The following is an 18777-nucleotide window of genomic DNA, read 5'->3' on the forward strand; positions in this document are numbered from 1 at the left end:
CTGTGGATCAGGTTTGTCCACGCGGCTTAGCAGCGGCCCCCGCCCGGCGGCCCCGTCAAGGCCAAGCCGCTTGCGGCGGGGCGCCCATGCGGGCGCCGCCTTGACCGGCCCGGCGGGCGGCGGCGAGGGCTTGGGGTGCGTGCCGCGCCGCGGCACGCCCGAGGCGGGCCACCTCCCACGGATCGCCTTGCGCGACCGCTCACGAGCCCGACCTCGCGGCACTTCGGTGGCGATACGCGGAAAATGGAGAATCTTACGTGCAAAAAAGCGCGGAAAAATATTGATGGAGTGCGGAAGATCGTGCCTGATGCGCGTCGAGAGGTAGCCTCTCCCCTCCCTGATGCCGGGGAGCGGCATCAAGGAGCGGACAATGAACTCAGAGGTGATCGGCAACCTGACGATCAGGCGAGCCGAGTCATTCGCCGCAGCGCAGCAGCAGGCGATGGAGGAGGCCCTCAATACCCTCGGTCAGGTGATTCCGGTGATCCTGTTCCGGCAGGGCAACCGGGTGAATCTCTCGGGAGCCATGACCTTCGGTATGGTCTCCCAGCTCCTTTACAGCCGCTCGGCTAAGCAGCGGGACACTATCGAGGGTGTGGTGGCGACCACGAACCGTCCTGAGGATAAGAAGCACAGCGACGAGATTGCTGATTACATCCTTGCGAATCGGAAGTCGAAGTACTATCTCGGCACCCTCAGCCTCAACATCCAAGAACCACTGACCCTATACACGTCCAAGGCTGAGTCCAAGATGCAGCTGGCCTATCTGGTGCTGCCGAAGACGGCTCGCATCAGCATCACTGATGGCCAGCATCGTCAGAGCGCCATTAAGAAAGCACTCGACCGACTTCCGCCCGACCAGCTTCAAGAGTTCGCCAGCGAGAGCATCTCGGTTCTCATCACCTGCGAGATGGACATTTCGCAGATCCACCAGGACTTCGCGGACGCAAGCAAGACGAAGCCGCTGCCGCCGAGCCTACTCGCCGTTTACGACATGCGCAACCCAGCTAACCGGGTGGTGATCGAGCTTGAGCGGAACGTCGCGCTGTTCAGGGGGCGCATCGATTCCACCAGCAAGACGCTCTCCAAGAACAGCTCGCTGCTCTACACGGCGAACCAGCTGCGCCAGTTCGTAAAGGTTTTCCTGACTGGCAGCTGGCAGATGGGCTCGGTCGATTTCGAGAAGACTGCCCACGATCTACTGGATGTCGAGGAGGGTGTATTCGAGCGCGAGCTCGGCAAGGCAATCGAGTTCGTCAATTACTTGGCTGAGCGGATCCCAGTTTGGCGACAGATCGCCCACCTTCCCGCTGGGGGGACGACGGCCGCCCAGATCCGCGACCTGCGCCAGGAGGGCTACGTGTGCCTCACCGCCGTCGGCTTGGTCATCATCGCGCGCATCGGCCACGAGCTTTTCAAGGTCGATGGCACGGACTGGCAGCCCTACGCCGGCCGGCTGGCCGCTCTGGATTGGCGAAACAGCGGCCAGATCTGGCAGGGGAACGTTGTTTCCGGCGGCAGGATCATCAGCCAGCAGGCTTTGATGCGCGTCGCAGTCGATAGGGTCCGGGCTGCCATTGACCTGGCGAAGTTGGGCGAGGTGGCGGAACCCGCCGAGGGCGACGCCGCCGCGGTCGAGCACCAGCCGGAGGACGCCTGAACGAAAACGGGAGCCACCCTGCCAGGTCGCTCCCGCGTCGCATCGGTCCAAATCCAAGGCGCGGCTGGACCGCAGATGGTCAGCGCAATCCGACGATACAGACGGATGACCAGCTGAACAAGCCGCCCTGAAAGGAGGTGGAGAGGTATGCGCAAGCGGCGTGTAAGCAGGAAGCTGACCGCCTCTGTGGCGGCTCAGATCAAGAAGCTGGCAATGACGACCGATCTCGCGCAGCACCAGATCGCGGCCCAGCTGGATATCAATCAGGGAAGGGTCTCGGAGGTGCTGAGCGGGAAGAAGTTCGCCCACGTCCCGCCCGCACCCTGAGGGCACAAGGAGGCGCCAGCAATGGCGACTCCACTCTCGGAGCGCAGCGCCATGGATGCCGCGCTCCCCCGCGTTGGCGCACCGTTCCCGTGAGAGGCCGAACGGCGGCGTTCAGCGCGGGCGACGCCGACAGCCGGATCGCGGCCTGATCTCCCTACTCCTGTCCGCACGGCGCGCGTGATGAAGGTGTGGCGGAAGGCGTGGAAATCGTAGCCCTTCCTGCCGAGCGGCTTGAATCGCAGCCCCGCTGGATCTGCGCGTTCCGCCAGGCCGTAGCGGTAGCGGGAGAACCAGCGTGAGAACGTCGCGCCGTAGTCGTCGCCCTGCGTCGCGCGAGCGACGATCTCGGGGAAGAGGCGCCGCTCCCCGCGCCGCGTCAGTTCGGCCACGCGGTCCATCAGGCCGAGGCGAATCAGTTCCCGGTGAATCGGGACGAAGCGCTCGCTGCTTGGCGTCTTCGTTGATGTCTCGGCGGTGTTGAGGACGGCGAAGAAGGCGACGCCCTGCTCCGTGCGGATGTCAGACAGACGCAGTTGCGCGATCTCGCTCAGGCGCATCCCTGAATAGAGCGCAATCAAAGGCAACCAGAACTTGGCGTCGCGCGGTCGGTGGGTGCCTTCGAGGATGTCGGCATGCGGATCGCGCCCCGCCCATACGGGCGAGGAGAAGAGCAGGCGCAGCACCTCATCAGGCATAGCCTGCCGCGCCTTGTCGCTGTCGCGGTGCGCGCGGATGATCTGCTTGCGGTAGAGCAGCCGCGTGAAGGGATTGCCGCTGGGGCCGAACCATTCCCGCCGCTCGTTCTGCTCGGCCCAACTGCCGAAGGCGGTGAAGAAGGTCAGGATCTTGTTGCAGGACTTGAAACTGATGGGCTCGACCATCGCCGACGCCTCGGCGGCGCGCAGTGTGCGCGGTCCGAGCCGGATCACGCTTTCGCCCCGCTCGAGCTGCGCGGCGATGTCCTTGGCGAGCACGATGGCTGCGCTCGGGGAGAGGCCGACATAGACGCTCTTGCCGTTGCGGGCGGGGAGGTCGCGCAGCTTCGTCCGGAAGGCCAGCGCCATCCTGCGGTCGATCTCGCCCGTCCGCGTATCCCCCATCAGGTCGAGCCACAGGCGCAGCGCGCGCTGAGCGTCGAGCGCGGTCTTGTGGTCGCGCCATTCACCATCCGCCTGCTTGGCCACGCAGAACTCCCGCCAGGCCTCGGAGAGCAGCGGGGTCGCGGGTGTGAGGCTGTCGGCTTGCGACGCCTGCGGTGTCACCTCGGCGGGCGGCGCAGGGCTTGGGGGGGGAACGACAAGACCAGCCTCCCGCGCCGGATCCGGCACCTCCTCCGCCGCGATGGTCGTCGGCGACTGAGGAGAGCCGCCGCTGTAGTCGCCATAGTCCCGCGCCGCGTCGATCTCCGCCGCCTCCACGCGCGCACGGAGCGCGAGGCGGCAGAGCCGGGCATAGGCGGGGTGGTCGTGCGGCAGCGCGACGCCCGCGCGGGCGAGCATCAGGTCCAGGCGCTTCTCCACCGCCTCGCGGCGGTTGTGGCGCGCGTCGAGCTCCGCCATCACCACGCGCCCCTCCGGGTCATTCTCGGGTTCCAGGGGCGGCAGGGTGGCGAGGCGGGCCGCGATGGTGTCGGGGTCGGCATCCTCGCCGAGATCCTCCGTCGCGTGCCGGAACTCCTCCCAGTAGGGGATACCGCGGGTGCGGTCGCGCCGCCGCTCGCCCACCTCGAGGAGGTCGCGGAAGAACGCCGCCAGCACCGCCGTCAGCTCCTCGCGTGTCGGGAGCCGTCCCTCGCTCATCGCCTGCTCCACCTCCGCGCGCAGACGCTCGACCCGTGCCGAGGCCTCCCGCGCGAGGCGGATGGCCTGACGGCGGTCGCGCGTGGCGAGCGAGCGCTTGATGTGCGTGCGCCCCATCAGGCGCGCGAGCGGTTCGGGGAGCCTGCGCCGGAACAGGTATGCCCCGGAATGCTGAACGAGATGTTGCACGCGCCCGGTCATTCGCGCCGTCTCCGTTCGGCGGGACGGCGGGATGTGGCCCCCTGGTGTGTCCCGCTCAGGTTCGCGGGAGCAACGACCGCTGCGGATGACTGGGAATCCCGAGGGGTGGCTGGGGGACCTGGATTCGAACCAGGGCTGCCCGGTTCAGAGCCGGGAGTTCTACCGCTAAACTATCCCCCAAGCGGGGCCAGGACGTGCCGTCCGCTGGCGGGGAGGGGGCTACCATGGCGGGCGGTGCTCCGCAACCGTGCTGCCATGGAAAGCGCTTGCCCCTTCGGGCATGTCACCGGATCATGATGCACGGCCCTGGTCACGGCCTGCCCGGATGGAGGGGTCTCGCACCCGCCGCGATGCCCGATGACGCCGCATCCCATGCCCTCACCGGCACGACCTCCCTGACGGGCGGGCGGCACGGGGAGGCCTGCGTGCGTCCAGGCCTCGTCCCTGCCTATGCCGCGCTCGATCTCGGCACCAACAACTGCCGCCTGCTGATCGGCGCTCCCACCGCGAGCGGTTTCCGGGTGGTGGACAGCTTCAGCCGCATCGTCCGCCTCGGCGAGGGGCTGGCCACCACGGGGCGGCTTTCCGAGGCCGCCATGGACCGCGCGCTCGCCGCGCTCGGCGCCTGCGCGGACAAGCTCGGCCGCCGACCCGTGCGCCGCTTCCAGGCGGTGGCGACCGAGGCCTGCCGGCGGGCGGCGAACGGCGCCGCCTTCCTGGCCCGCGTCGAGGCGGAGACCGGGCTCCGCCCGCGCATCATCTCCGCCCGCGAGGAGGCGGAGCTGGCGATGGAATCCTGCGCGCCCCTGTTCGAGGCCGGGGATCGGCGGGCGCTGCTGTTCGACATCGGCGGCGGCAGCACGGAGATCGCCTGGATCCGCGTACCCCCGCGCCGCGGCCTCGGCCGGCCGCCGGCCGAGCTGATCGGCTATGTTTCGCTGCCGCTCGGCGTCGTCACCCTGGCCGAGCGCGCCGGGGCGAGCTGCTTCACCGCCGCCGGCTTCGGCGCCGTGGTCGAGGAGGTGGTGGCGCATCTGCTCGCCTTCGACCGGGTGCATTGCATTGGCCAGGAGATCCGCGCCGGCGGGGTGCGGCTGATCGGCACCAGCGGCACCGTCACCACCCTGGCCGGGGTAGCGCTGGCCCTGCCGCGCTATCGCCGCCCGCTCGTGGACGGGCGCACCCTGGATGCCGAGGTGGCCGACCAGGCGCTGGGCGACCTGTTCGCCCTCGGCCGCGCCGGGCTCGCGGCGCATCCCTGCGTCGGGCCGGAGCGGGTGGAGTTCGTGCTGCCGGGTTGCGCCATCTACGCGGCCATCCGCCAGGTCTGGCCGGTGCCGCGCCTCACCGTCGCCGATCGCGGCCTGCGCGAGGGCATGCTGCTGCGCATGATCCGCGCCGATCGCCATTGGGGGCGCGAGCCGCGGCACCACCCGCCCCACCGCCTGGCACCGGAGGCCTGAACCGATGCCGGCCAAGGGACCGCCCGGCGCGGGGCGCGGGCTGCGCACGCGGCTGCGCACCGCGAGAGGGCGCAGCACGGGCAGCCAGCGCTGGCTCGAGCGCCAGCTCAACGATCCCTATGTGCGCGCGGCGAAGGAACAGGGCCTGCGCTCCCGTGCCGCCTTCAAGCTGATCGAGCTCGACGAACGCTTCGGCCTGCTGCGCCCGGGGGCGCGGGTGGTGGATCTCGGTGCCGCACCCGGCGGCTGGACCCAGGTGGCGGTGCGGAAGGCGGGGCCGAAGGGCAGGGTGGTGGCGCTCGACCTGCTGCCCATGGATCCCCTGCCGGGCGCCACCGTGCTGCAGGGCGACTTCCAGGAGCCGGAGGCGGAGGCAGCGGTGCTCGCCGCCCTGGACGGGCCGGCCGATCTGGTGCTGTCCGACATGGCGCCCAACACCACCGGCCACGCCGCCACCGACCATCTGCGGATCATGGCCCTGGCCGAGCTTGCCCTCGATTTCGCACTGAAGGTGCTGGCACCGGGCGGGGCCTTCGTCGCCAAGGTGTTCCAGGGCGGCAGCGAGAGGTCGCTGCTCGAGGCGCTGAAGCGCAACTTCGCCGCCGTGCGCCATGCCAAGCCCCCGGCGAGCCGGAAGGATTCGGCGGAGCTCTACGTGGTGGCCACCGGCTTCCGTGGCTTGGGGCCGGCGGCATAGGCATCGCCGGCGCGAGGGGCGGGACAGGCGAGCCATAGGGGCGTGCAGGGTCGGGCGAAGCGCATGCGGTGCGCCGCGGGGAAGGCGCAGGCACCGAGGATTGAAGCGGCTCCGCCGCCCGCGCCGGCAAGGCCGCCCTATGCCGCTGCCAGCGCCGCTCCAGGACGAAGACCTGCTGGCCGAATACCTGCCCAACATGCCCGACGACGCGCAGCCGGCTCGCCGCGACGATTTCGGCGAACAAGGCGCGCGGGATGTCGATGCCCGTCTCGTCTCCGGAAAAGCGCCCATTGGCCGGCCCGTCGTGGATGGAGACCAGCGCGCGCCGCATCCGCAGCCGAGGTCGAGGAGGCGCGTCGTGGGCGTGGTGGAGAAATGCATCGCGATCTGCACCCCACCTCGCCGATCGAATGGAGCAGGCCAGGATCGGCGACGCTCGAGGCGTCCCGCATGGCGGCGCCCGGCACGTCGCCGCGCAGGGCGGGCCGCGCCATCCATATCCGATGCGGTTGGCAGGAACTGCCACAGCCCTTGCCATCGGCGAGGGGAGCCGGATGGGTGGTCGGGCGCGCGCGGGTGGAAGCACCCGGACGGATGAAGATCCTCGCCGCGACGAAGCGTTGGGCGGGGGCCGTGGCGGACGGGAGGGGCCTGGACGTGATCCGCTCCTTGCTGGTGGCCGAGTCGCCGCTCCGGCAAGTCCACCTCCGCGGATCGGGCGCCAGAGCATGTTCCGTTCGCCCCGTTCACGGCAAATGCTCCGGCTCGCTGATCGTGCGAGCCTCTTCGCCTGTTCGGGCGAGGCCACCTGAACGGGGTCTGCCCTAACCCGGCACGAAGCCCTGCACCAGGCTGCCCGCCACCAGCCTCCAGCCGTCGACCAGCACGAAGAAGATCAGCTTGAACGGGAGCGCCACCACATTCGGCGGCAGCATCATCATGCCGAGCGACATGAGCAGGCTGGCCACCACCATATCGATGACGAGGAACGGCAGGAACAGCAGGAAACCGATCTCGAAGGCGCGCTTCAGCTCTCCCACCAGGAAGGCCGGCAGCAGGGCACGCCAGGGCGCCTGTTCCGTCGCCTCGGGCATCGGGAGGCGGGCGAGGTCCAGGAAGAGCGCCAGATCGCTCTCCCGGACCTGCGCCGCCATGAAGGTCCGGAAGGGCTCCGCCGCCGCGGCCAGCCCCTCGAGCTCGCCGATGCGGTTCTCCATCAGCGGTGCGAGGCCCGCATGCCAGCTCTCCTCCAGCACCGGCTGCATGACGAAGAGGGTCAGGAACAGGGCAAGGCCGATCAGGACCGGGTTGGGCGGCACGCCCTGCGCGCCGATGGCGGTGCGCAGCAGCGCCAGCACGATGACGATGCGCGCGAAGGCCGTCGCCATCACGAGCAGGGACGGCGCCAGGGCCAGGAGCCCGATCAGCGCGGTGAGCTGCACCAGGCGCGAGGTCGCTCCGGCCGAGCCGGCGGCGCCGAGGTCGATGCTGACGCTCTGCGCCGCGGCGCCGGCCGCTCCGGCCAGCAGCGCGACCGGCAGCAGCAGGAGCCATGCCGCCATCCTCATGGCGCATCCTGCCGCGGCAGCCAGCCGAGCATCTGGTCCCCTCCGCCGCCCGTCAGCAGCAGAAGCTCCCGGCCGTCGCAGCGCAGCAGCAGCACGCGGCGCCGCGAATCGAGGATCAGCGTCTCCTGGAGTTGGAGCCGCCGGCCGCCCGCGGCGGCCAGCGGCGTGTTGCGCAGCGCGCGCGCGCCCAGCCAGATCAGCAGCAGGACCGCGCCGAGCACTGCGGCGGCCTGAAGCCAGGTGTCGGGTCCCAGGGTCATCATGTGCTCCCGTTCTGGGGGCTTGGGTTCGGCCTTGGTCAGCCCTCCGGCGGGCGCGGCAGCGCCGCGGCGAGCCGGTCCAGGTCCCGCAGCAACGCCTCCAGCGCCGGGCGCAGGGGGCGTGCTTCGCCCTGCGCCATCACGCCGATGGCCGAGCACAGCCGCGCCGCCTCCACCTCCAGGCCGGACAGGTCGATCCGCCGGCCCGCCTCGACCAGGGCGGTCGCGACGCGCAGCATGGCCTGCAGCGATTCTATGGTTGCGAGACTGGCCTTGGCCGCGTTGCCCATGAGCGGAGCCTGAGGCCGAAAGGTTAATGCCGCCTTTCCGGGCCGGTTTACCGAATCTTTGCGGCCGTCGGGGCACAAGCCGGCCATGGATCCGACGCGCAGCACGCCGATCGCCCTCGCCGAACGCCGGCTCGCCTGGCTGGACGCGCGCCAGAAGGTGCTGGCGCAGAACGTGGCCAATGCCGACACGCCCGGCTACCGCCCGCGCGATCTGCGCTCCTTCGCGCAGCTCCTCGCATCGCGGGCCGCGGGCGTGGCGCTGGCGCGCACCGATGCGCGGCATGTCGGTCCTGCGGGCGGCTCCGATCCGCGCGCGGTTGCCGAGCGCAGGCCTTCTGACCTCTCGGTCAGCGGCAACGCCGTCTCGCTGGACGAGCAGGCCGTGAAGGTGGCGGAAACGGACACGGCGCACGCCCTCGCCATGGGTCTGCACCGGCGCTACCTCGGCCTGTTCCGCGCCGCGCTCGGCCGCATGTGACAAGCCAGGGAGGCGGGACATGGATCTTGATCGCGCGCTTCGCATATCGGCCTCGGGGATGCAGGCGCAGTCCACGAGGCTGCGGGTGGTGGCGGAGAACCTCGCCAACCGCGACAGCACCGGAGAGGCGCCGGGCGCCGAGGCCTACCGGCGCAAGACCATCACCTTCGCCCGCCGGCTCGACCGGGCCCTGGGGGCGGAGACGGTGCAGGTCTCCCGCATCGGCCGACAGCATGGCGACCTGCCGCAGCGCTACGACCCCGCGCACCCGGCGGCCGACGAGCGCGGCTACGTCAAGACGCCGAACGTGGACAGCCTGGTGGAGATGATGGACATGCGCGAGGCGCAGCGCAGCTACAACGCCAACCTGGCCGTGCTCGACACCACGCGCGGCATGCTGATGCGCACCATCGAGGCGCTGCGCTGATGCCGGCCGCCGTCAGCGCGGCGCAGGTCGCCGCCGCCTATCGCGCTTCCGCCTCGCCCGCACCGGACGCCGCCCCCGAAGGCGGGTTCGGCGCGGCGCTGAGGCGTGCCGTCGAGGGCGCCGTCGAGCTCGGCCGGAGCGCCGATGCGGCCTCGACCCAGGCGCTCCTCGGCCAGGGCAGCGTGACCGACGTGGTGCTCGCCGTGGCCAGGGCGGAGCTCGCGCTGCAGACGGCGGTCGCGGTGCGCGATCGCGTCGTCACCGCGTATCAGGACGTGATGCGCATGCCCATCTGACGGTTTCGGGGCAAGGCACGCGCGGCCGCGGGCCGCCGCGGGAATGCCCGCTCCGGAGGGGAACGCTCCGGGATCATGCCGCGCGGTTGGCGGCGGACAGGCGCAGGAGGCGCAGGGATGCTCGAGGATCCGGTCGGCCAGGCGACGCGCGAGGCGTTCTGGCTCACGCTGCGCATCGGCGGGCCGCCGCTGCTCGCGATGCTTGCCATCGGCCTGCTGGTCTCGGTCATCCAGGCGCTCACCCAGGTACAGGAGGCCACGCTGGCCTTCCTGCCCAAGCTGGCCGTGCTGGGGGTGCTGCTGCTGCTGCTGGGTCCCGGCATGGCCGAGGCGCTGCGCGGCTATGCGGAGCTGCTGTTCGACCGGGTCGTGGCGGTCGGCGGGCTGCCGTGATCCTGGAGGCGCTGGCGCCGCTGGCCTTCCAGGCGGTGCTGCTGGTCGCCCGCATCGGCGGCGCCGTGATGCTGCTGCCGGGCATCGGCGAGGCGGAGGTGCCCGCGCGGCTCCGCCTTTCCCTGGTCCTGGCCCTCGTGGTGATGCTGCTGCCGGTGCTGGCGCCGGCGCTGCCTCCACCGCCGGAGGCGGTGCCGGAGATGCTGCGGCTCATCCTGATCGAGACGGCGATCGGGCTGTGGCTCGGCCTGCTCGCCAGGCTGCTCGCGCTGGCGCTGGCCCAGGCCGGGCAGATGATGGCGCTGCTGATCGGGCTGGCGAGCCCGTTGCAGGGGGATGCGATGCTCGGCGCCCAGGCGACGGCGCTGGGTCGCCTCTTCGGCCTGCTGGCCGCCATCCTGGTGCTCGGCACCGGCCTCTATGCCGTGCCGCTGCGCGCCCTGGCAGAGAGCTACGCCGTGCTGCCGGCCGGCGCGCCGCTGCCGGCCGGCGCGGTGGCCGAGGCGGTGGCCGGCGCGGTGGCGGACAGCCTGGCGCTGGCGCTCCGCCTGGCGGCGCCGCTGGTGCTGCTCGCCATGCTCGGCAATCTCGGGCTGGCGCTGCTGGCGCGGGTGGCGCCGCAGGTGCAGGTGTTCCTCATCGCCGCGCCGGCGCAGATCCTGGCCGGGCTGCTGCTGCTGGCGCTGCTGCTGCCGTCGCTGCTCGGCGTCTGGACCGCGGGGGTACGGGAGGGCTTCTCGGCCCTGCCGGGGTTGCGCTGAGCCATGGCGGAAGGCGAGCGCAAGGACGCCGAGGACAGGACGGAAGCGCCGACACCGCGGCGGCTCGAACGGGCACGCGCGGAGGGGCAGGTCGCCCTCTCCCGCGACGTCACCGGCTTCGCCACCCTGCTCGCGGCGACGCTCGCCGCGGCCCTCGCCCTGCCGGCGCTGGGCCTCGACCTGCTGCGTGCCATGCGGGCGGTCCTGATCGCCGGGCCCGAGGCGGAGACGGGGCGGCTCACCCTGGCGCTCGCGGGCAAGGCGGCCCTGCTCCTGCTGCCGGTGCTGGGCGCGACGGCGCTCGCCGCGGTGCTGGCGACGCTGGCGCAGACCGGGCTGCCGCGCAGCGCCAAGCCGCTGAAGCCGAGCCTGGCACGCCTCAACCCCCTTGCCGCGCTGAAGCGCATCCTCGGCCCCCAGGGCGCCTTCGAGCTGCTCCGCACCCTGCTGAAGCTGCTTGGCGTCGGCTGGGCGCTGTGGCTGGCGGTGGATCTCACGACCCTGGCGGCGGCGCTGCACCGCCCGCCGGGCCTGCTGCTGCGGACGGCGTCGGAGGGGGCGATGCGTCTGCTGGTCGCGGCGCTGCTGGCCTTCGCGGTGCTGGCCGCCCTCGACCTGCTCTGGGTGCGCTGGCGCCATCTGCGCCAGCTCCGCATGACCCGCCAGGAGCTGCGCGAGGAGCTGAAGGACACCGAGGGCGACCCGCACCTCAAGGCGCGCCGCCGCCGGCTGCAGGAGGGCCGGGCCCGCCAGCGCATGATGGCGGCGGTGCCGAAGGCAACGGTGGTCATAACGAATCCGACCCATTACGCTGTCGCCCTGCGCTATGAGCAGGGGCAGGCGGCGGCGCCGCGGCTGGTGGCGAAAGGGGTGGATGCGATGGCGGCGCGAATCCGGGCGGTGGCGGAGGAGCATGGCGTGCCCATCGTCAGCAACCCTCCCCTGGCCCGCGCCCTCTACCGCCTGGAGCCGGATACCGAGATTCCCGCCGAGCACTGGCAGGCGGTGGCGGAGATCATCGCCTATGTCTGGCGCCTGCGCGGTCAGGGCGCCGCGCCGGGGCATGGCTGAGATGGAGGCCTGGCACCGGCCGCGCCGGCCGGACCCGCTGCGGCGGGCCTTCGACCGGCTGTTCGCGGCGGTGCCGGACGGGCTGGCGCTGCTCGACGCCGAGGGGCGGATCCTGCAGGCCAATGCCGGGCTGGCCCGCCTGGCAGGGCCGGCGGTGCCGCTGCGACCCGGCCTTTCCGCGGCGGCGTTGCTGGCGCCGGAGAGCCGGGAGGTCCTCACCGGGCATCTTGCCGCGGCGCTTGCCGGTGGCGCGGACCCGGCGCCCTTCCCGGCCATCCCGGCCGATCCCGCGGCGCCGGAGGATGCCGAATGGGCCGTGCAATGCCACCTCCTCCCCCCGGAGGCCGGAGAGGCCCCCCTGCTGCTGCTGCGCATCGCCGACCGCACGGAACAGCGCCGCGCCGCCGCCCGCTCGGCCTCGGCGGCACGGCTGGAGACGATCGGCCGCCTCGCCGGGGGCATCGCGCATGATTTCAACAACCTGCTCGCGGCCATCCTGGGGTCCGTGGAGGCGATCCGCGCCGCCTGTCCGGAGGCGGCGACGGAGGAGCTGCGCACCATCGAGGATGCCGCCCAGCGCGGCGCCGCCCTGGTGCGGCAGCTTCTCGCCTTCGCCCGCCGGCAGCGGCTGCGGCCGCGCGTGCTCGACCTCAATGCCGCCGTGCGCGGCATCGCGCCGCTGCTGCGCCGGCTGCTGGGCAGCGGGATCGCGATCGAGCTGGCGCTGGAGGAGCCGGGGCGGACGGTGCTGGCCGACCCCGCCCAGCTCGATCAGGTGCTGCTCAACCTTGCCGCCAATGCGGGGGAAGCGATGCCGGAGGGCGGCACCCTGCGCATCGCCACCGGGCACAGGGTGGTGCTGCGGCCGGAGGGGGAGGGGGCGGCCGCCCTCCCGCCCGGCCGCTACGCGGTGCTGGAGGTGAGCGACACCGGCACCGGGATCCCGGCGGAAGCCCTGCCGCGGCTGTTCGAACCCTTCTTCACCACCCGGCCCGAGCGCGGGGGCACGGGGCTCGGTCTGGCCACGGTGCAGGGCATCGTGGCGCAATCGGGGGGGCACATCGCGGTGGAGACCCGGCCGGGCAAGGGAACCACCTTCCGCATTCACCTCCCGCGACATGAGGGCGCGTCACCGGAGACCGCCCCGGCCGCGCCGGCGCGGCCGGACGCCGCCGGGGAGCGCGCGGCCGTGGATGCCGCGATCCTGCTGGTGGAGGACGAGGCGCCGCTGCGCCGCTTGGCTGAGCGCCTGCTGCGCCGGGCCGGCTATGCCGTGGCGGCGGCGCCGAGCGCCGAGGCCGCGCTCGACCTGGTCGTGGAGCGGCCCGCGGCGCTGGTCAGCGACATCGCGATGCCCGGGGCGGACGGCGTCGCGCTCGCCCGCGCGCTGCGGGCGCGCTGGCCGGGGCTGCCGGTGCTGCTGCTCTCGGGCTACGCGGGCGCGGCGGGGCGGGAGGCGGAGGCGGAGGGGTTCCGCCTGCTCGCGAAGCCCTTCGCCCCCGGCGACCTGCTGCAGGCGGTGGCGGCGCTGCTGGCCTCCCCTGCCGGAGTGGCCGCCTGACCTGTAGGCCAAGGGGCGATGTTTGCTAAATGTTCTTGTATTCCGGCCCTCGCCGGTCCATAAGGGACCGTCCCGACAGCGGCAGGAGCGGGAGCCCTGCTTGGAGCGGATCGCAGGCGGGACTGTGACCCTGCTCCACAAGCGGGGAGAGGGGGTTGTTGCCGCACGCAGCCGAGCGGACGCGGCTCCAGAGCCTCTCTGGCCGAATCAGGGGGGCGTGCTAGCGTGTTGCGAGGCGCTGCGCGGTATGCACGCGGAAGTTGCGGGCCGTCGGGCCACAGGCAGGGATACCCAGGATGGACAAGGGAAAGGCGCTCGACGCCGCGCTCAGCCAGATCGAGCGGGCCTTCGGCAAGGGCTCCATCATGCGCATGGGCGCGCGCCAGCAGCAGGAGGAGATCGAGGTCATCTCCACCGGCTCGCTCGGCCTCGACATCGCGCTCGGCATCGGCGGGCTGCCCAAGGGGCGGATCGTCGAGATCTTCGGGCCGGAGAGTTCGGGCAAGACCACCCTGGCCCTGCACGCCATCGCCGAGGCGCAGAGGAAGGGCGGCACCTGCGCCTTCATTGACGCCGAGCACGCGCTCGATCCCGGCTATGCGCGCAAGCTCGGGGTGGATGTGGACAACCTGCTGATCAGCCAGCCCGATGCGGGCGAGCAGGCGCTCGAGATCTGCGACACGCTGGTCCGCTCCGGCGCCGTGGACGTGCTGGTGGTGGACAGCGTCGCCGCGCTGGTGCCGCGCGCCGAGCTCGAGGGGGAGATGGGCGACAGCCATGTCGGCCTGCACGCCCGGCTGATGTCCCAGGCGCTGCGCAAGCTCACCGGCTCGGTTTCCCGCTCCAACACCCTGCTGATCTTCCTGAATCAGATCCGGCTCAAGATCGGCGTGATGTTCGGCAATCCGGAGACCACCACCGGCGGCAACGCGCTGAAGTTCTACTCCTCCATCCGCATGGAGATCCGCCGCATCGGCTCGGTCAAGGACCGCGAGAACACGGTCGGCAACCAGACCCGAGTGAAGGTGGTGAAGAACAAGATGGCGCCGCCCTTCCGCCAGGTGGATTTCGACATCATGTACGGCGAGGGCATCTCCAAGCTCGGCGAGCTGATAGATCTCGGCGTCAAGGCCAACATCGTCGAGAAGTCCGGCGCCTGGTTCAGCTACGACGGGCAGCGCATCGGCCAAGGCCGGGAGAACGCCAAGCAGTTCCTGCGCGAGAACAGGGAGGTCGCCGCGGCGATCGAGCAGCGCGTCCGCGCCCAGGCCGGCATCGTCGCCAACGCCATGCTGGTGGGCGAGGAGAGCGAAGACGCTGCGGCGGCCGAATAGCGCCTGACCGAAAGGGGAGCGCCGGAACGGCGATCGATCGCTCAAGAGGGAGCGAAAGCGTGATCCATCAGGCTGGATCACGCTGCGGGAAACAGGGGCGGCCTTGCCGCGGCGACGAAAAGGGGGCGGCGGCCCGCCCCCTTGCGGCGATGCGCGGCGTTCAGGCCGCGCCCGCCTTGCCGCCCGAAGGGTCGTTCGCGGCTTTCTGGCCGAGCGCAGCGGGGTTGACCTCCCCCTCGGCGACCTCGGTCAGCAGCTCGTCGGTGTCCTTTTCCTCCTTCAGGGTCTGCGCCATCAGGTCGGCGGCCTTGCTCTCACCCATGGCCTTCAGCATGGCGCAGATCGTTCCATAGGCGGCGATCTCATAGTGCTCGACCTTCTGGGCGGCGCCGATCAGGGCAGCGTCCAGCACCGGCCCCTTGTCGAGCTCCTCGACCAGCTCCTCGCCCTCCTCGATCAGCCCCTGCATCGCCTCGCAGGTCTCGCCCTCGGGCTTGATCTTGAGCATCTGGCAGACCTCTTTCAGGCGCTCCACCTGACGCTCGGTCTGCTGGCGGTGCTCCTGGAAGGCCTGCCGCAGGCTTGCCGCGCTGGCCGCCTTCTCCATCTTCGGCAGTGCCTTGAGGATCTGGGTCTCGGCGCTGTAGGTGTCCTGCAATTCGATGGTGAGCAATTCCTTGATGCTGCTGGCCACGCTGTCCTCCTTCGTCTGACCCGCTGCCAACGGAGCGCGCGCGGGGGCGGTTGCCCATATGGACTCGATGTAACCTGCCGCCCCTCCCCTCGACGCTTCCGGTCGCTCGGGCTAAGGCTCTGATTTGGGCCGCGGCCGGGGGGTGCGCGGGCAGGAGGCAAGGGGCCCGCCGCAGGGCCAGGAGAAGGACGCCCCCGCGGGCGGCGAGAGACCGGCGATGACCAGCAGCAACGACATCCGCGCGACCTTCCTCGACTATTTCGCCCGCAACGGCCATGCGGTGGTGGAAAGCTCGCCGCTCGTGCCGCGCAACGACCCGACGCTGCTGTTCACCAACAGCGGCATGGTCCAGTTCAAGAACGTCTTTACTGGGCAGGAAAAGCGCCCCTATCTCCGTGCCACCACGGCGCAGAAATGCCTGCGGGCGGGGGGCAAGCACAACGACCTGGACAATGTCGGCTACACCGCCCGGCACCACACCTTCTTCGAGATGCTGGGCAATTTCTCCTTCGGCGACTACTTCAAGGAGCAGGCCATCGCCTATGCCTGGGAGCTGGTGACGAAGGACTTCGCCCTGCCAAAGGACCGGCTGCTGGTCACCGTCTTCGCCGAGGATGACGACGCCGCCGGCTACTGGAAGAAGGTGGCGGGCCTGCCCGACAGCCGCATCATCCGCATCCCGACCAGCGACAATTTCTGGCGCATGGGCGACACCGGCCCCTGTGGCCCGTGCAGCGAGATCTTCTACGACCATGGCGAGGGCATCCCGGGCGGCCCGCCCGGCAGCCCGGATGCCGATGGCGACCGCTTCATCGAGATCTGGAACCTCGTGTTCATGCAGTACGAGGAGGGGCCGCCGGGGGTGCGCGTGCCGCTGCCCAGGCCCTCCATCGACACCGGCATGGGTCTCGAGCGCATCGCCGCCATCCTGCAGGGCAAGCACGACAATTACGACACCGACGTGCTGCGGGCCCTGATCCTCGCCTCCGCCGAGGCCACTGGCCAGGAGCCAGACGGGCCGTGGCGCGCCAGCCACCGCGTCATCGCCGACCATCTGCGCGCCGGCACCTTCCTGATCGCCGACGGCGTGCTGCCCTCCAATGAGGGGCGCGGCTACGTGCTGCGCCGCATCCTGCGCCGCGCCATGCGGCATGCGCACATGCTCGGCTCCCGCGAGCCGCTGCTGCACCGCCTGGTGCCGGTGCTGGTGCGCCAGATGGGCGGCGCCTACCCCGAGATCGCACGCGCCGAGCCGCTGGTGACCGAGACGCTGAAGCTGGAGGAGACCCGCTTCCGCTCCCTGCTCGAGCGCGGCCTGCACCTGCTGGCCGAGGAGACGGCGCGCCTGCCCGCGGGCGGCATCCTGCCCGGCGAGGTCGCCTTCCGCCTCTACGACACCTACGGCTTTCCCCTCGACCTGACGCAGGACGCGCTGCGCGCCGAGGGGCGCCAGGTGGACGTCGCCGGCTTCGAGGCGGCGATGGCCGAGCAGAGGCGCCGCGCCCGCGCCGCCTGGGCGGGATCGGGCGAGGCGGCGACCGAGGGGCTCTGGTTCGATCTCCGGGAGCGGTTCGGCGCCACCGAATTCCTCGGCTACACCACCGAGACGGCGGAGGCGGAGATCCTCGCCCTGGTGGTGGACGGCAAGGTGGCGGACCACGCCGCCGTCGGCCAGGAGGTGACGGTTCTGCTCAACCAGACCCCCTTTTACGGCGAGAGCGGCGGCCAGGTCGGGGACACCGGCCTGATCTCCGCCGGCGAGGCCTGCCGCATCGTCGTGCGCGACACCCAGCGCAAGCTCGGCGACCTGATCGTCCACCACGGCACCGTGGCGCATGGCGAGGCGACAGTCGGCCTCGCGGTGCAGGCGGAGGTGGACCACGCGCGGCGCAGCGCCATCCGCGCCCATCACAGCGCCACCCATCTCCTGCACGAGGCGCTGCGCCGCCGCCTCGGCAGCCATGTGACGCAGAAGGGCAGCCTGAACGCCCCCGACCGGCTGCGCTTCGACATCTCCCACCCCTCCCCGCTGAGCGGGGAGGACATCGCCTGGGTGGAGGGCGAGGTGAACGCCCGCATCCGCGAGAACGCAGAGGTGGTGACGCGGCTGATGACGCCGGAGCAGGCGGTCGCCGCCGGTGCCATGGCGCTGTTCGGGGAAAAGTATGGCGAGGAGGTGCGGGTGGTCGGCATGGGCCACGACCCGACGGCGACCGAGAAGGGCGGCATCTACTCGCTCGAGCTCTGCGGCGGCACCCATGTGCGCCGCACCGGGGATATCGGGCTGTTCAAGATCGTCTCCGAGGGGGCGGTGGCCGCCGGCGTCCGCCGGGTCGAGGCGCTGACCGGGGAGGCGGCGCTGCGCGCCGTCGAGGCCACGGAGCGGCGGCTGGAGGAGGCGGCGGCGGCGCTGCGCGTCCCGCCGGCGGAGGTGCCTGCCCGCGTGGCGGCCCTGCTCGAGGAGCGCCGCAGGCTGGAACGCGAGCTTGCCGATCTGCGCCGCCAGCTCGCCACCGGCGGCGGGGGCGGGCAGGTCGAGGAGGTGGGGGGCCTGCGCCTCGCCGCACGCAATCTCGGCGAGGTGCCGGCGCGCGATCTCAAGGGGCTCGCCGAGGCGATGCTGAAGGGGGGCACCGCCGACATCGCCGCCCTGGTCTCCACCGCCGAGGGCAAGGTGAGCATCGTGGTCGCCCTCGGCGAGGCGGCACGGGGCCGGGCGGATGCGGTGGCGCTGGTGCGCGCCGCTGCGGCGGCGGCCGGCGGCAAGGGCGGCGGCGGGCGGCCCGACATGGCTCAGGCGGGCGGGCCGGATGCGGCCCGGGCCGAGGATGCGCTGGCGGCGCTGCGCGAGGCGCTGGCCACGACCCCGGCCACGGCCTGATCCGGTCCCGGCCCGCGGCGCGATCCACCTCGGCGGATCACGCCTCCGCCCCGCGCCGAGCGGCCTGGAGCGGCTCCTGTTCGGGTGGACCCGCCTGAACGGGTGAGGATGCCCCGGTCACCGCTCCGGCGTTGCCGCCTGCCCGTCGCCAGGCGGCGGGGACGGGCGGGTGAGCAGGTAGGCGGCGACGCCGATCATGCAGGCGCCCGCGAGGCCGGAGGCGAGGGGGTCGCGCAGCAGCAGGGTCAGCAACGTCCAGCTCAGCGCCATGGCGAGCACGGCGGCGCGCTTGCCCCGCGCGCTGACCGCGCCGTGCTCCTCCCAGGCCCGCAGCGCCTGGCCGAAGCGGGGATGGGCGAGCAGCCGCTGCCGCAGCGCGGGGGAGGCGCGGCCGAAGCACCAGGCCGCCAGGATCAGGAAGATCGTGGTCGGCAGCAGCGGCAGCACCGCGCCAAGCACGGCCAGGCCGAGGCAGGCATGGCCGGCGCCGAGCAGCATCAGGCGCTGCGCGCGCCGTGCCGCCGGAGGCGGCGGCTCCGGCGTGGTGTCTTGGTCCGCTTCGCGCATTCCCCGCCGCTTATAGCCGGGCGGAGGCGGGATGCCCGGCCTTTCGCGG

18 protein-coding genes and 1 tRNA gene are annotated in these 18777 nt (G+C 71.8%); 12 read left to right on the plus strand and 7 right to left on the minus strand.

All coding sequences use genetic code 11. The features are described from left to right. The first annotated feature begins 370 nt into the window (after positions 1-370). On the plus strand, positions 371-1660 hold the full coding sequence (locus tag ET526_RS05110; RefSeq protein ID WP_158295497.1) for a DNA sulfur modification protein DndB: 1290 nt from the start codon (positions 371-373) through the stop codon (positions 1658-1660). Between the two features lie 263 nt (positions 1661-1923). Here the strand turns inward: ET526_RS05110 and ET526_RS05115 are convergent, their stop codons facing one another. Together ET526_RS05115 and ET526_RS05120 are read right to left on the minus strand one after the other, a co-directional pair. Beyond that, entirely contained in the window at positions 1924-3987 is a 2064-nt protein-coding gene (locus tag ET526_RS05115) for a site-specific integrase (RefSeq protein ID WP_135466608.1), read from the minus strand. 106 nt (positions 3988-4093) lie between these two features. After that, positions 4094-4167 (minus strand) — tRNA-Gln (locus tag ET526_RS05120). Positions 4168-4337: 170 nt separating this feature from the next. On the opposite strand from ET526_RS05120, the gene ET526_RS05125 reads away from it, so the two are divergent. Further along, positions 4338-5450 carry a Ppx/GppA phosphatase family protein gene (locus ET526_RS05125; protein WP_135466609.1) on the plus strand — a complete coding sequence of 371 codons (1113 nt, stop codon included), beginning with the start codon at positions 4338-4340 and terminating at the stop codon, positions 5448-5450. Positions 5451-5454: 4 nt separating this feature from the next. Next, complete coding sequence (locus tag ET526_RS05130) at positions 5455-6147, plus strand: RlmE family RNA methyltransferase (RefSeq protein ID WP_135466610.1); 693 nt, start codon at positions 5455-5457, stop codon at positions 6145-6147. 824 nt (positions 6148-6971) lie between these two features. Here the strand turns inward: ET526_RS05130 and fliP are convergent. Genes fliP through ET526_RS05145 form a run of 3 tightly spaced genes read right to left on the minus strand, consistent with a single transcriptional unit; the run spans position 6972 to position 8214 of the window. Further along, entirely contained in the window at positions 6972-7709 is a 738-nt protein-coding gene (gene fliP, locus ET526_RS05135; RefSeq protein WP_135466611.1) for a flagellar type III secretion system pore protein FliP, read from the minus strand. Between the two features lie 2 nt (positions 7710-7711). Beyond that, positions 7712-7975 carry a flagellar biosynthetic protein FliO gene (locus ET526_RS05140; protein WP_135466612.1) on the minus strand — a complete coding sequence of 88 codons (264 nt, stop codon included), beginning with the start codon at positions 7973-7975 and terminating at the stop codon, positions 7712-7714. 38 nt (positions 7976-8013) lie between these two features. Then, a complete protein-coding gene (locus ET526_RS05145; RefSeq protein ID WP_135466613.1) occupies positions 8014-8214 on the minus strand; it encodes a hypothetical protein in 201 nt (66 codons plus the stop codon). Between the two features lie 136 nt (positions 8215-8350). Here ET526_RS05145 and ET526_RS05150 point away from each other — a divergent pair, with 136 nt between their 5' ends. The 8 genes from ET526_RS05150 (at position 8351) to recA (ending at position 14586) form a co-directional block, all read left to right on the plus strand. After that, entirely contained in the window at positions 8351-8743 is a 393-nt protein-coding gene (locus ET526_RS05150; RefSeq protein WP_135466614.1) for a flagellar basal body rod protein FlgB, read from the plus strand. Between the two features lie 19 nt (positions 8744-8762). Further along, entirely contained in the window at positions 8763-9170 is a 408-nt protein-coding gene (flgC, locus tag ET526_RS05155) for a flagellar basal body rod protein FlgC (RefSeq protein ID WP_135466615.1), read from the plus strand. Beyond that, a complete protein-coding gene (locus tag ET526_RS05160) occupies positions 9170-9466 on the plus strand; it encodes a flagellar hook-basal body complex protein FliE (RefSeq protein ID WP_135466616.1) in 297 nt (98 codons plus the stop codon). Before flgC ends, ET526_RS05160 begins: the two co-directional genes overlap by 1 nt. 117 nt (positions 9467-9583) lie before the next feature. Next, entirely contained in the window at positions 9584-9859 is a 276-nt protein-coding gene (locus ET526_RS05165) for a flagellar biosynthetic protein FliQ (protein ID WP_135466617.1), read from the plus strand. Then, positions 9856-10620 (plus strand): flagellar biosynthetic protein FliR, encoded by a 765-nt coding sequence (locus ET526_RS05170; RefSeq protein WP_240048261.1) that lies wholly within the window; start codon positions 9856-9858, stop codon positions 10618-10620. The genes ET526_RS05165 and ET526_RS05170 overlap by 4 nt, the downstream gene beginning before the upstream one ends. A 3-nt stretch (positions 10621-10623) precedes the next feature. Then, entirely contained in the window at positions 10624-11691 is a 1068-nt protein-coding gene (locus ET526_RS05175; RefSeq protein ID WP_135466618.1) for an EscU/YscU/HrcU family type III secretion system export apparatus switch protein, read from the plus strand. Continuing rightward, complete coding sequence (locus ET526_RS05180; RefSeq protein ID WP_158295498.1) at positions 11684-13252, plus strand: ATP-binding response regulator; 1569 nt, start codon at positions 11684-11686, stop codon at positions 13250-13252. The genes ET526_RS05175 and ET526_RS05180 overlap by 8 nt, the downstream gene beginning before the upstream one ends. Before the next feature lie 296 nt (positions 13253-13548). Beyond that, positions 13549-14586, plus strand: a complete 1038-nt coding sequence (gene recA, locus ET526_RS05185) for a recombinase RecA (RefSeq protein WP_135466620.1) — start codon at positions 13549-13551, stop codon at positions 14584-14586. 160 nt (positions 14587-14746) lie between these two features. Here the strand turns inward: recA and ET526_RS05190 are convergent, their stop codons facing one another. Beyond that, positions 14747-15280, minus strand: coding sequence for a YciE/YciF ferroxidase family protein (locus ET526_RS05190; protein WP_204623500.1), 534 nt, complete (start codon positions 15278-15280; stop codon positions 14747-14749). A 217-nt stretch (positions 15281-15497) separates the two neighbouring features. Between ET526_RS05190 and alaS the strand changes: the two genes are divergently transcribed. Then, positions 15498-18161, plus strand: coding sequence for an alanine--tRNA ligase (gene alaS, locus ET526_RS05195; RefSeq protein ID WP_135466621.1), 2664 nt, complete (start codon positions 15498-15500; stop codon positions 18159-18161). Positions 18162-18278: 117 nt separating this feature from the next. Here alaS and ET526_RS05200 read toward each other — a convergent pair whose 3' ends face one another. Next, on the minus strand, positions 18279-18728 hold the full coding sequence (locus tag ET526_RS05200) for a YbaN family protein (protein WP_135466622.1): 450 nt from the start codon (positions 18726-18728) through the stop codon (positions 18279-18281). Between the last annotated feature and the right edge of the window lie 49 nt (positions 18729-18777).

Source organism: Crenalkalicoccus roseus, from assembly GCF_004761865.1.
Classification (GTDB): domain Bacteria; phylum Pseudomonadota; class Alphaproteobacteria; order Acetobacterales; family Acetobacteraceae; genus Crenalkalicoccus; species Crenalkalicoccus roseus.